Here is a 15086-nt window from a genome sequence, read left to right on the forward strand (position 1 = left end):
ACACGCAAAAGAACATTATTTTGTTCTATATAAGAACAATATTGTTTATTTTATAGTTCTTATTTTACATTTTAAAAAAGCTACACATCTGCCGAATTCGTTCAGTATATTAGTAAGATAAAAACTCCCACACAATTATGTATGAGAGTTTGTGCATTATATCTTAAAATATACTTTACACTTTTCATTTCTCAATAGAAAATTTTGTAAAAAATTATTTAATTGCATAACTAAGATTTATATTAAATAGATAAACATTTGCCTCTTATATTTAATATATTTCGCTTCCCTATTCTTCCATCCATCACTAGTTAAAATTTACTCGCGAATTGCTACTGTTTTAAACTTCTTTATCTATAAAATTTTGCCATTTATCCTTGTTATTATAGCCATAGCCTGCTTTACATTCGCTATAAGATTACTTTAATCAAAAATAGAATCAATCCCTACGAAAAAACTCCCATACTTATGTATGAGAGCTTTTTGAACTATGAAGTCAAATCAATAGCCTAGTCTTCTTTTCTTCTTTTACCAAGAGCAAGAATACTACCGGCTCCGATAAGAGCTAGAGCTAATGAGCTTGCTAGACCTGCCACTGCACCTGTTTGAGGGAGTTGACTTTGTACTTTGGCAGAGCTTGCTTTATTAGCTGATGGTTGATTTGCTTTTGTCGTTGCTGCATGTACTACAGTGTTTGTATGAACTGGTTGAGCAACTCGATTGCCGTGACCTGATTGTCCTGGTTTTACCGTATTAGGTTTAGGAGTGGCAGGTTTTGGACTTGCATCTGAACCATTGTCATCGCGACCTGCAGCATGGCCTTTAACTGGAACCACAACTACCTTCTTACCACCTGGTAATTCTGGATCAGTGATGGTAACAATAATTGGACCGTCAACGTCGGTGCCTGGGGTCACTTCCACTTCACCAGTTGTTGGATTGATAACAACAGGAATGTTCTTGCCGTCTTCATCCTTAGCGGTTACCTTGGTGTCTTTATCAGGGTTATTCACCTTGATGCCAGTCCCTTGTTGGTCATCAGTTGGGTTGACTTCTTTGACTTGTGAGTCATCTACTGTGGTCTTTTCAACTGTTTCACTTGGTGTATTAGGCACATCAGAACCGTTATCATCGCGACCTGCTTCGTGTCCCTTAACTGGAACGGTAACTTCTTGCTTACCACCTGGGAGGTCTGGATCTTCAACGGTAACAGTGATTGGGCCGTCAACGTCAGCACCTGGAGTCACTTCCACGTCACCGGTTTCCGGATTGATGACTACAGGAACATCCTTACCGTCTTCATCTTTAGCGGTTACCTTGGTGTCTTTATCAGGATTATTAACCTTGATACCAGTGCCTTGTTTTTCATCCGTTGGGTCAACAGGTGTAACCACAGAGTCGTCAACATTAGTCTTCTCACGGACTAATTGGTCACCTGGGATAGTATCCTTAGAGCCATCTGGGTAAGTGATGGTTGCGGTACCATCATTGCCGATTTCAACCTTAGTTGGGTTTTGACCTTCCTTAGCTGCAGGGAATTTATCCTTGTTGGCATCTTCAATAGCTTTCTTAACCGCATCTTTTTCTTCTTGGGTTAAGTTTGTCTTGTCAGCAACTGGAGTCTTCTCAGCTGGAACGACTGGGTCCGTTAAGTCTGCTTGGGTCTTATCTGAGCCGTTGTCATCGCGACCTTTTTCGTGACCTTCAACTGGAACTTCGAAGCTTTGTTTGCCTTCTGGCAAGTCTTTGTCTTCAACAGTAACGGTGATTGGGCCGTCAACCTTAGTACCAGGAGTTACGGAAACTTTACCTGTTTCTGGATCAACCGTTACAGGAACATCTTGGCCGTCTTCATCCTTAGCGGTTACCTTGGTTGGGGTCTTGTCGTCTTTGTTCTTCACAACAAGTCCGGTGTCTTGAGAATCATTGGTTGGTTTAACTGTCTTAGGAGTTCCTTCTACTGTTGTCTTAGGTCTTTCAACCACTAAGTCTTTACCTGGGATGGTGTCTTTTGATCCATCTGGGTAGGTAATGGTTGCAGTACCGTCATTGCCGATTTCAACCTTAGTTGGATTTTGACCTTCCTTAGCCGCAGGGAATTTATCCTTGTTGGCGTCTTCGACAGCCTTCTTAACTTTTGCTTTTTCGTCATCTGTTAAGTGGTTCTTGTCTTCGACTTCTGTCTTAGTTGGAACAGTTGGGTCAGTTAAGTCGGCTTGGGTCTTGTCTGAACCGTTGTCATCGCGACCAGCTTTATGACCGTTAACAGGAACAGTGACTTCCTTTTTACCGCCTGGTAGATCTGGATCAGTGACAGTAACGGTAATCGGACCATCAACGTTCTTCCCTGGGGTGACTTCCACTTCACCGGTTTCTGGATTGATAACTACAGGAACGTCCTTGCCATCTTCATCCTTAGCGGTTGCCTTGGTGTCTTTATCAGGATTGTTGACTTTAACGCCGGTACCTTGTTTTTCATCGGTTGGGTTAACAGCTTTAACTGCAGTGTCATCAACATTAGTCTTTTCACGGACTAATTGGTCACCAGGAATGGTGTCTTTAGACCCATCTGGGTAAGTGATGGTTGCGGTACCCTTGTCATCAACGGTTACGGTTGTTGGGTTTTGACCTTCCTTAGGAGCTGGGAATTTGTCCTTGTTAGCGTCTTCGATAGCCTTCTTAACATTATTCTTTTCATCTTCTGTTAAGTGGTTCTTGTCAGCGACTGGAGTCTTTTCAGCTGGAACAGTTGGATCTGTTAGATCAGCTTGAGTCTTACCTGAATGGTTGTCGTCGCGACCTTTTTCGTGACCTTCTACTGGGACTTCGAAACTTTGTTTACCATTTAGTAAGTCTTTATCTTCAACGGTGACAGTGATAGGCCCATCAACATTGGTACCTGGAGTTACGGAAACTTTACCAGTTTCTGGATCAACCGTTACAGGAACATCTTGGCCATCTTCATCCTTAGCGGTCACCTTGGTTGGGGTCTTGTCGTCTTGGTTCTTCACAACAAGTCCAGTGTCTTGAAGATCATTGGTTGGCTTAACTGTCTTAGGTTCGCCCTCAACAGTAGTCTTAGGCCTTTCAACGACTAAGTCCGTACCTGGGATGGTGTCTTTGGATCCATCTGGGTAGGTAATTGTAGCTGTACCGTCTGGGCCAACTTCAACTGTAGTTGGGTTTTGACCTGGTTTAGCTTCAGGGAATTTACCCTTATTAGCGTCTTCGACTTTCTTCTTAACTTCAGCTTTTTCTTCAGGAGTTAAGTTAGTCTTGTCTTCAACTTCGGTCTTAGCTGGGACAGTTGGATCAGTTAGATCTGCTTGAGTCTTGTCTGAACCATTGTCGTCGCGTCCGGCTTCGTGGCCTTCAACTGGGACTTCGAATGTTTGTTTACCGTCTGGTAAGTCTTTGTCTTCAACGGTGACTGTGATTGGGCCGTCAACATGGGGACCTGGAGTTACGGAAACTTTGCCAGTTTCTGGGTCAACAGTTACCGGAACATCTTGGCCATCTTCGTCCTTAGCAGTCACCTTGGTTGGGGTCTTGTCGTCTTGGTCCTTCACAACAAGGCCGGTATCTTGAGGATCTTTAGTTGGCTTAACAGTCTTAGGTGTACCTTCAACACTTGTCTTAGGTCTTTCGACTACTAAGTCCGTGCCTGGGATGGTGTCTTTGGATCCATCTGGGTAAGTAATTGTAGCGGTACCGTCTGAACCGACTTCAACTGTGGTTGGATTTTGACCTTCCTTAGGAGCTGGGAATTTATCTTTATTAGCGTCTTCAACTTTCTTCTTAACTTCAGCTTTTTCTTCAGGAGTTAAGTTAGTCTTATCCTCGACTTCAGTCTTAGCTGGAATAGTTGGATCAGTTGTTTCCGCTTGAGTTGGGTTCTTAGTAACTTTAACAGTTACAGGAACTTCATCCTTGGTCCCATCTGGGTATGTCACCACAACAGTTGCTGGCTTGTCGCCTGGTGTCTTGGTGTCTACAGGTTGCTTGAAGTCAAAAGTAGTGCCCTTAGGTAACTTGTCAGCATCCTTGATACCATCTTTAGCGTTTGGTGTTTCGCCAACTTTAGTGTTGATATCTTGACCTTGTGGATCGTTCTTTTCTGCATCAGTTAAGTCTTTAACTTGGACTTTAGCTGAAACTTCTTCGCTTGAACCATCTGGGTAGGTTACCACAACTGTCGCTGGTTTTTCACCTGGAGTCTTAGTATCAACTGGTTCCTTGTAGGCTACCTTGGTACCTTGTGGAAGGTCTTTCAGGTTTGCGATTGAATCTTCTGCTTTTGGTGTTTCACCGACTTTAACGGTTTGGTCCTTAGCTTGTGGTTCATTCTTTTCTGTATCTGTCTTCTTAGTTGCATTAGCTACAATGACTTCGTCTTTACTAATTGGTGTATCAGGTGCAACGGACCAAGTGATTGGTTCTTTGTAGTCCTTAGCTTTAGCTGGATCGATAGTTGCCTCTGGATACGAATCAGTTGAAATAGCCTTACCATCTCTTACGTGAAGAACTTTTTCTTCAACTTGAGTACCCTCACCAGCTTTAAGCGTTACCTTATGGTAGCCTTCTGGAACTGGAGCATTTGGATCAGTTGGTTTATAAACGTCAGGCCGTATACCCACATTGAAGGTAGCTTCAGCTGTATCGGTGGTCTTATCACCATAAGTTACCACAACTGGGATTTTGACATCCTTACCTTCGTCAGCTGCTTGAGGGGTGTAGCTAACTTCCCCTGTCTTAGGATCGATTGTAGCGCCCTTAGGAGCACCTTCACCTAGAGCGAAAGTTGCGCCGGCTGGTGTGTCCGCTGGCTTATTAGCGCTGTCCTTGAAGCTTGGTGCTTTAGATTTAGCAGCTTGACCAACATTAGCTTCAGTTGGTTCATAGCTTGGTTCTAAGGCATCCTTTTCTTGTTGTTTTACCTTGATTGGGGCCTTAGATTCAGCCTTGAGTTCGCCATCCTTACCTGGAACAGTGACTTCAACCTTCTTACCGTCATGGTCTTTCTTGGTTAGAGGTGTATCAGTGGTGTAGTTAGGCACGTCTTTGAGGCCAACTTTAATGCCATACTTATCGAAGTCTTTTGGTTCAACAACTTTTTCTACACCATTGGCATCAGTTAATTTCACCTTAGTGCCAGTTGGGTCAAGCTTGTTGTCGCCTTCCTTGTCTTCGGTATATTCCTTCTTGGTTGGTTCTTGAACGATTTCAACCTTAGCGATACCGTCATTGTCTTCGTTAAAGCGTTTGTCTTCGTAAACTGAATGGTATTCGCGGGTGTCGCCTTTAAGCCCTTGTTCAATCGGAGTATCTTTGGCTAATTCATTGTCAAAGATTGGTTCCCATGATGACCATTTCTTGGCAGGGTTATCCGCTACTGGGTTTGTAGGCACAACTTGATCAAATTTAGTTTGAATTTCTGGGGCGTTGAACTTGGTTCCTTTAAGAACGTCGAAGGCTTTCACCTTAGAATTGTCCGCAAATTTACCAGTTACTGAACCGTCCTTGGTGTCCGCATTGAATTTCAGACGCACATAGCCTTCAGGTACAGGAGAATTTGGATCGGTAACATCTTTAATCTTGTCTTGTTCTGCGACAATGAAAGGCGCATTGGTGGTGTCTTGTGAACCATCCTTGTAGGTCACAACCACTGGGACGCTAACCATGGTTCCTGCGTCAGCAGCCTTAGGTGTGTAGGTGACAACACCTGTGTTAGGATCAACTTTAGCACCCTCTGGAGCGTTTTCGCCTAAAGCGAACTTAGCGCCTTCTGGTTTGACAGTATCTTTGTCAGCTTGGTCAATGAATGTAGGCGTTGAGGTGACTTCTTCACCGACATTGGCTTGGGCTGGGTTGTAGACTGGGTCGTAGGAAGCATTTTCCTTAGCTGCTGTAATCGATAATGGAACATTATCGACATGGCCCTTCTTAATAAGAACTTCTTCGCCCTTATCGTTCAGCTTGTAGATGTCATAAGTTACCTTGGTATTAGGCGCTTCTTCAGTAGCCGCTACTTTAGCAGTCGGCGTACCGGTAATCTTATTACCTTTAATGGTAAGGCCGGCGACTGGTTTAGTGAACTCACCCTTAACGTTCTTGAAGACATAGCCTTGAATTGGGGTTGGTATGATGGTCTTATTGTATTCAGTTCCTACCGCACCATCTTCTAGTGGTGAATCTGTAATTAAATATTTATAAACCCGCTTACCTTCAACAGGACCAGATGGGTCTTGTACGGTTACCTTTGTTTCAACATCAAAGGCCCCTACTTCAGTTGGTTTACCAGTGACATTACCAGTATTTGGATCTATTTTAAGACCTGCTGGTAGTCCCTTGGCTTCATATTTTGCTTTATCAATAGGTTTTGGATTTTCAAACTTAACTTCATCGTATTTAGATCCAACGTGATTATTGACTTCAACGGTAAAGTTATCTTGGGCAATTAAATCTGCATTCTTACCATTTGAGTCCACGCGGTATAGTTTAGCAACAAAGTTAGTGGTCTTAGTAATAGGCGCACCAGGAACAGTATCTGTATCAAGAGGTTCTGATTTTAATGAACCTGTTCCATCAGGTTCTTGAACAGCACCTGTCTTAACGACGTTCCCTTTTTCATCTTCCCAAACAATTCTAAAGCGATCGTTGGTATAGTCTTTGTAAGGTAAGCCGGTTGTCGCGGTTTCAGCTACATCCCCAGGAATAGCAGTTCTTGCCCCTGAGTCATAGTTGGTGATGTTAAATTTAACTTCAGCTGGTGCGAGGGCGAAGTCAGCACGAAGTTGGTTTTGAGTATCATTTGTTACCCCTACACCGAAGCCTGTGCCGGACCAACCCGGGTTAATCCCCCATGTCCCATTCATAGCTGTAAACTGGTTATTATTATATGGCGTAAAGACACGAAGATTGTCTGTATTTACTGTAGAAACATAGAGCCAATCATAGTTAATGTGTTTTCGATTTGGGTAATTAGCTAAACCAGTATAGAAACTACCTTCCGCAGGACTATTTGCAACAGTGTGAAGACGATTTACTTGATCCGGTGTCCATGTAACAGCATCAGCAAAATTGTATCCTGGCGTTCTAGTATAAGTAGCAACATCTTTACCATTTCTTGCTGGACCCCAAGTACCATTAAATTGAATAATGTACTTACCTTCAGCATTGGTCTTGGTTTCAACGGTTTCAGCAATCCATTTATTAGGATCTTTAGCCACTTGTTCTTTAATCCAATTTTGGAGTTGTTCTTCTAACTTATTGGTCCAATTACCGCCACGAATAGCATCAACATTCTTCAAACCCATACGAGCGACAGTTTCTGGACTATAAATTTGTTTTAAAGCGTAATCAGATAGGTAGGAAGCTCTTACGGTGATACCTGGTGCTGGTGAGGTAAGTTGTCCTACTGTGTTCCATTGAACACCACCAACTCCAGATTCATAGTCCCAGGCTACTTTTCCTTCAAGAAATCCTCCTGCTTGCTTAGCTTCTGATGTTTTAGCCGCCTTGTGCATCACTTCCTTTGGTTTTTCCATCAAAAGAACTTTCCAATTGTTATGGGTATTGGTTGTCGTATCAGATGATGCCCCACCTTGAGTAATTGGTAAAGCTGCACCAGGGTAGACAACAGATTCACCCGTGATATATTGTAATTGGTAATCTTTCGGAATCGTATCTTCATCCACCCAGAAGCGATATTTTTCATGACCTGCTGATACGGTTGTATCGGCGTCAAATTGAATGAATTTTCCATCTGGTGCAAGGTAAGCTGGCAAGCCTAAGTGGATTTGACCATCTGCACCGGAAGTTGTGGTGTAGACAGGTGATGTATACCCCCCATCTTCATACCATTGGAAATAAACTTTAATGCCTTGCACCGGGACAAATTGTTGCCCAGTGGCATCACCCAATAGCAAGTTCAAGTCACCACTACGTTGAAGTCCAACAAAACCATGCAGAGCATTCTTAGCATTAGCGGCTACAGTAGACTCTTTTACGTCGCCAAATTTCTTATCTTCAGTGTCAGTTGTTACTGTTGCACTGTTTTCAGGAGCTGCATAGAAAGCTAAACGATTTTCTATTTTGTCTGATTTCTTGTCAGCCTTAACTTCTTTCTCAGCCTTCTTTTCCTTGGTCTTTTCAGCTTCTTTATCTCCTTCAGCTTTTTCAGATTGTGGTTTCTCGTCAGCCTTAGCTTTTTCACCTTGATCATTATCTTCAGCCTTTTCGTTAGCCTTAGCTTCCTTATCGGCCTTCTTATCTTCTGACTTGTCAGCTTTAGGTTGTTCTTCAGCTTTCTTAGCTTCAACCTTCTCAGCTTCCGCAGGTTTCTCTGCTGGTTTTTCTTCCGCCTTCTTGTTAGCTTCAGGTTGAGCTGGTTTAGCTTCTTCAGCGATTGTATAAACAACATTCACTCTTTGGCTTGTGCCATCAGGATAAGTCACTAAAACAACAGCTGTTGGATCTTCCTTACTTGCTTGTTTTTCAAAGCTGAAAGTCGTTCCTGCTGGTAATTGTCCTGCGTTAGCAATTGCGTCTTGTGCGTTAAGGCCAGGCCCAAAGGCTAAGCCGCTCTTAGCGACAGCGCTATGACTTTCATTATTAGGAGTTACTTTTTCTTCAGCAACCTTTGTTTCTTCTGCAACAGGTTTAGCTGCTGCTTTATCTTCAGCTGGACTTGCCACTGGAGCAGTGACTACTTCACTCGGTTTAGGGTCCGCTACCGGAGCTAATGCACTAGGCGTTTCCACTGCTGAAGCCTTGACTTCGTTGGTGGCCGCTTGGGCAACAGCTGAATCGGAAGCAAATAGCAAACCTGCCGCTACTGCAACCGATGCCACGCCAACACTTAAGCGTCTAATCGAGTAGCGGTAGAATTTGTTGCTTTGCTTTTCCTTTTTCACCTTAAGGTTATTCTTACCAACCATATTCTTCCTCCTCATACTTATACAAATACGTTTCATTACAAAACAAGGACTTGATATGGCTATGGTACTCCAAATTTAAGTGCAAATTCAACGATTATAAAGTTTTGTTAATATTAAATTTATTATATCATTAACTTTATTTATTTTATTAAAATATACACACCTTGCTAATCAAGGCTTTCTGACTGTTTTCATAGTTAAAAACAAGATGAATGGGTTTATATTTATTAAAAATAATTCGCACTTTTATACATTTTTTGTTTTTTATTGGTAAATATACCGAGGTCAAAGACTGCTCGTTTTTTGGATCGAAAACTTCATTAAATAATAATGCCCAAGAAAAAATCCCCTTAAAGTCACTTTCTAAACTTGAAAGTACTTTAAGAGGAATTGATTGGCTTAAATAATGAGTGACAGATCGTTTACATTTCTTTAGGTGCTTGAACGCCTAAGAGTCTCAAGCCTTCAGTCAAGACCACTGAGACTGCATAAACTAAAGCTAAGCGTGCGTTTAATTGGTCATCTTCTTCAAGGACCCGAGTATGGGCATAATATTTATTAAAGCGTTGGGCTAATTGAAGCGTATACTTAGCGATCACACTAGGTTCATAACTTTCATAGGCCTTAGCAATAACTTCTGGGAAACGATTTAATTGTTTGACCACCGCATAAGACTCGTCATCAGCCAATTTTAAGTCCTCTAGACTTGGTTTACCAACATTAGCCTTACGCAAGATGGATTGCGCCCTAGCATTGGCGTATTGGACATAAGGACCAGTTTCTCCTTCAAATTGGACCACTTCTTCTAATTGGAAGTCAAAGTTATTCAAGCGGTCATTCTTGAGGTCATGGAAGACCACTGCGCCCACACCAACGGCTTCTGCCACTTGGTCTTTATCAGTGAGGTCAGGGTTTTTACTGTTGATCTGCTCTTGGGCTAAACGAATCGCTTCCTTGAGGACAGATTCTAAGAGAACCACTTTCCCTTTCCGGGTAGAGAGTTTCTTGCCCCCTTGGGTAATTAAACCGAAGGGAATATGGTGAATATCTTCATACCAGTCATAGCCCATTTCTTTAATGACTGCTTTTAATTGTTTGAAGTGGACAGACTGTTCATTTCCAACCACATAGAGACATTGGTCAAAGTCATAAGTCCGCTTACGGTAGAAGACGGCTGCCAAGTCACGAGTCATATAAAGGGTCGCCCCATCAGACTTCTTCACTAAGGCTGGGATCAAATCATAGGCTTCTAAATCAACTAGGGTAGCTCCTTGGTCCACTTTGAGCAGGTCTTTTTCTTCTAACTCGTCAATCACTGCATCCATCTTGTCATTATAGAAGGCTTCCCCATTCATGGAATCAAAATCGATACCTAGTAAATCATAGATACTTTGGAATTCTTCTAAGGATTTCTCCCGCATCCATTGCCATAATTCCAATTCTTCTGGGTTGCCACCTTCTAATTCTTTAAAGGCCTGGCGCGCTTCATCATTCAAAGAATCGTCTTCATCAGCCATTTGGTGGAAGTAAACATACAAGCGGTTCAATTCCTCGATGGGATTTTGGCGAACCGTTTCTTCGTCACCCCATTTACGGTAGGCAACGATGAGTTTACCAAATTGGGTTCCCCAGTCCCCTAAGTGGTTAATGCGAACCGGTTGGAAACCAACCTTTTCAACGATATTACCAATGGCGTTCCCAATAACGGTGGAACGGAGGTGGCCCATTGACATAGGTTTAGCAATATTTGGGCTCGACATATCAATACAAATATTCTCCCCGTCCCCAATAGCTAATTGGCCGTAAGCAGATTCCTTATCCAAGATATCAGCTAGGACAGCGGCAGAGATCTTATCGGCCTTTAAGAAGAAGTTAATGTAAGGCCCCACTGCTTCAACATGATCGATTAAATCATCACTGAGTTTACCGGCTAATTCACTGGCGATCTTTTGAGGGGCTTGGCGTAGTGATTTAGCGAGGATAAAAGCCGGAAAAGCCAGGTCTCCTTGGCCTTCATGCTTAGGCACTTCTAAGACATCTTCTACTTGGTCTAGACTTAAATAATCACTAACTTCTGCTTGAATAATTTTTGCAATATGTTGTTTAATGTTCATGCTTTAACTCCTTTGTTAATGAGTCTTCCACCTTAACTTAACAAGGTGCGTCCTTCCTATTTTAGCATAAATTTGTCTATTTTGAAGGCAGAAAGGGAAAAAAGCCAAAGCAGACAGCGTGACCAAAGAAAAAACGACAGGACTTAGCCTGCCGTTTACTTCTAAAAACCTAATTATTTTTCAAGTGGTTGCCATTTCCATTCTTTAACTTCTGGCATGTCAGTACCGTATTCTACAATGTAGGCACGGTGTTCTTCTACCTTAGCGTTCATTTGGTCAATGAAGTCTTGGGCTTTATCGCCGTATACTACTTCAGCAACATGAGCCGCAAAGTGGAAGCGGTCGAGTTCGTTTAAGACACGCATGTCGAATGGTGTGGTAATGGCCCCTTCTTCACGGTAACCATGTGGGTAAAGGTTATGGTTGTGACGGTCGAAGAAGATGTCTTTGAGTAAGCCTTCGAAGCTGTGGAAGCCAAAGAAGACTGGTTTGTCTTTAGTAAAGACAGCATCAAATTCTTCGTCAGATAAACCACGTGGGTCAATATTTGGATGACGGAGACGGTAGAGGTCAACCACATTCACGTAACGAATCTTCAACTCTGGGAAGGCTTCGTGTAGGTATGAGATGGTTGCAATGGTTTCTACAGTTGGTTCAGTACCAGATGCAGCGATCACTACGTCAGGTTCTTCCCCTTCTTCAACGGTAGAAGCCCAGTCAATGACCTTGTAACCCTTGTCAACAAATTCTTCAGCTTCTTCGACTGAGAAGAATTGTGGACGTGGGTGTTTAGAAGTCACGATGTAGTTAATCACGTTTTCTGAACTTAATGCCTTGTCCATCACAGCTAATAGGGAGTTGGTATCTGCAGGAAGGTAAGCTCGTACAAATTCACCCTTCTTCTCTGCCAAGTGGGTTAATAAACCTGGGTCTTGGTGAGTATAACCGTTATGGTCTTGTTGGAAAGCGGTAGAAGAAGAAATCAAGTTCAATGATTGATAAGGTTTATGCCATTTGTACTCGCTAGCTTCACGCATCCATTTGAAATGTTGGGTGATCATGGAGTCAACTGTCCGTAAGAAGGCTTCATAACTCGCAAAGAAACCATGACGACCGGTTAAGGTATAAGCTTCTAAGAAACCTTCCATTTGGTGTTCTGACAATTGTGAGTCAATCACACGACCAGATGGTGACATCCATTCATCGTAGTTATCCTTAATTGGTTCTAACCATTGACGTTTGGTGACATCGAAGACCTTGTTTAAGCGGTTAGACTTAGTTTCGTCTGGCCCAAAGATGCGGAAGTTGTCTGGGTTCTTTTCGATAACGCCAGCTGCATAGCCACCCATTTCAATCATGTCTTGAGCGTCGCGTTCACCAGGTGTCTCGAAGTCAAGAGCATAGTCACGCCAGTCTGGTAAGTCTAAAGGTTTAGGATCGATGCCTCCGTCAGTAATTGGGTTGGAAGCCATCCGTTGGTCACCCTTAGGCGCAATTTCAGCAATTTCTGGACGTAATTGACCCTCTTCAGTAAAGAGTTCTTCTGGACGGTAGGATTTCAACCAATCAACTAAAGCATCTACATGTTCCATATTCTCAGCGTTCACTGGAATTGGCACTTGGTGAGCTCTGAAGGAACCTTCAATGTCGTTACCTTCCCATGCCTTAGGACCAGTCCAACCCTTAGGTGTCCGGTAAAGAATCATTGGCCAGTTGCCCATGGTTGCCTCTTCAGCTGAACCCTTACGTGCTTCGCCTTGGATGGATTTAATCTTTTCAATGGCTTGGTCTAAGGTTTTAGCCATGAGTGGGTGAACCTTTTCAGGATCGTTGCCTTCAACCACCATTGGATCCCAACCTAAGCCTTGGAAGTATTTAATCAAGTCTTCATTGGATTTACGTTCTAAGATGGTTGGGTTAGCAATTTTACCCCCGTTTAAGTAAAGGATTGGTAAGACTGCACCATCAGTCACTGGGTTAATGAAGCTGTTAGATAACCAGCTGGCTGCTAGTGGACCAGTTTCAGATTCCCCGTCACCAATCACTGTTGCTGCGATCACGTCAGGGTTATCAAGAATGGCACCAGTAGCGTGGGATAAGGAATAACCAAGTTCCCCACCTTCATGGATAGACCCAGGAATTTCAGCGGTCGCATGTGAGCCGGTCCCGCCTGGGAAGGAGAAGTACTTGAAGAATTTTTGCATTCCTTCCTTGTTTTGTGGGTATTCTGGATAATGTTCACTCCAGGTCCCATCTAAATAAGCATTGGCTTGCATCACTTGTCCACCATGTCCTGGTCCTTCGATATAGAACATGTTTAAGTCATATTTATTAATGACACGGTTCAAATGAGCGTAAACAAAGTTTTGCCCGGCAATGGTTCCCCAGTGTCCGATTGGGGTGATCTTAACGTCATCTGCCGTTACTTCACGGTCTAATAAAGGATTATCCCGTAAGTACATTTGCCCAACAGATAAGTAGTTAGCGGCACGCCACCAGGCATCCACTTTATCTAAATACGCTTTTGAATCAAAATCAGTCATTTTTTGATTTCCTCCTTTGAGCGAGTCGCTCTTATTTCTATTAATAATAACTTATCGCTTACCCATGACCACATGATAACATAGTCACAATCTTTTGAGAATAGCTTAAAAGCAAGATTTTTTGTTTATTTTCTTAAAATACAATCAAAGGAAGAAACGTTAATATGATCACTATTTAAGCGCTATAATGACGGACATTCTTGGCAATGTCGATCAAGACTGCGATCGATTGTTCAATTGTTTCAATTGTCACAAATTCGTAAGGTCCATGAGTATTTTCGGCTCCTGAGAAGAGATTTGGGGTTGGCAGCCCCTTATGAGAGAGAATAGCCCCGTCCGTTCCACCACGCATAGGTGCTTCAAAAGCTTCCACATTATTTTTCAAATAAGCGTCTCGAGCTAGATCAATTACCCAGGGGTAATCTTTTAGGACTTCGTACATATTGTCATATTGGTCAACAATCCGATAGGTAATTCGCTCTTCACCGATTTCTTGGTTTAAACGGGCGACTTGTTCTTCAAAGTAAGCCAATTTTTCTTGCATTTTTTCCTTATCATGGTCCCTTAAGTAATAAAACTGGTTGAGGTGGTCAATCGTTCCTTCTTGGCGGATCAAGAAATAGAAGCCTTCCCGACCACTGGTCTTTTCGGGCACTTGGTCAGCGGGGAGACTGGTCGCTAAACGGGCACCCCATAAGAGGGCATTAATCATGGAGTCCTTAGCCGCCCCGGGATGGACACTACGTCCTGAGATAGTGACATTGGCTTGCTTAGCATAGAAGTTCTCATAAGTCAGAGTCCCGTACCGACCGCCATCAATGGTATAGGCAAAGTCTGCCCCAAATTGGTCGATATCAAAGTATTTAGCTCCTCGGGTGCCAATTTCTTCGTCTGGTCCAAAAGCGACCCGAATCTTGCCATGAGGAATTTCGGGATGGTTAATCAGGTATTCCCCAAAAGTAACAATGGAAGTAATCCCTGCCTTATCATCGGCCCCTAGTAAGGTCCGTCCATCAGTCGTTACCAGAGTATGGCCAATCACATGTTTTAAGCGGGGAAAGTCCTTTGGCGAAAGCACCATATCCTCTTCCTCATTAAGGAGAATATCACCACCGTCATAATTCTCAATCACTTGGGGTTGGATATTTTCGGCATTGTAATCGGCGGTGTCCACATGGGCAATGAAACCCACAGTAGGAATATCTTCATCTGGAAGAGTGCTGGGAATCGTGGCCGTCAGGTAGGCGTCCTTGGGATTATAGAAGCAGTCTTCAAAGCCCAAGGCCTCGATTTCATCCTTTAATTTAAGGGTAAATTCTTCCTGGCTGGGCGTCGAAGGAATAGTAAGCGAACTTTCATCACTGCGAGTGTTGACTTTAGCGTATTTGATAAAACGATTTAGAATTTGCTCTTGTTGTGTATTCATCATTTTTCCTCTTTCTAGTAAAAATGGGATCAAAGAATTGCTCTGATCCCATTATCGGTAATAT

4 protein-coding genes are annotated in these 15086 nt (G+C 42.9%); all 4 read right to left on the reverse strand.

Annotation, left to right across the window (positions count from 1 at the left end; translation table 11 throughout):
- Nucleotides 1–509: 509 nt before the first annotated feature.
- The 4 genes from DBT49_RS05920 to pepT all read right to left on the reverse strand — a co-directional run bounded on the left by DBT49_RS05920 (nucleotide 510) and on the right by pepT (nucleotide 15022).
- On the reverse strand, nucleotides 510–8939 hold the full coding sequence (locus DBT49_RS05920; protein ID WP_181646011.1) for a Rib/alpha-like domain-containing protein: 8430 nt from the start codon (nucleotides 8937–8939) through the stop codon (nucleotides 510–512).
- Nucleotides 8940–9361: 422 nt separating this feature from the next.
- Entirely contained in the window at nucleotides 9362–11053 is a 1692-nt protein-coding gene (argS, locus tag DBT49_RS05925; protein WP_070559964.1) for an arginine--tRNA ligase, read from the reverse strand.
- A gap of 173 nt (nucleotides 11054–11226) precedes the next feature.
- Nucleotides 11227–13596, reverse strand: a complete 2370-nt coding sequence (locus tag DBT49_RS05930; RefSeq protein WP_111846271.1) for a phosphoketolase family protein — start codon at nucleotides 13594–13596, stop codon at nucleotides 11227–11229.
- A gap of 175 nt (nucleotides 13597–13771) precedes the next feature.
- Nucleotides 13772–15022 carry a peptidase T gene (gene pepT, locus DBT49_RS05935; protein ID WP_083300502.1) on the reverse strand — a complete coding sequence of 417 codons (1251 nt, stop codon included), beginning with the start codon at nucleotides 15020–15022 and terminating at the stop codon, nucleotides 13772–13774.
- Between the last annotated feature and the right edge of the window lie 64 nt (nucleotides 15023–15086).

The sequence above is a fragment of the Aerococcus mictus genome (assembly GCF_003286595.3).
Lineage (GTDB): Bacteria > Bacillota > Bacilli > Lactobacillales > Aerococcaceae > Aerococcus > Aerococcus mictus.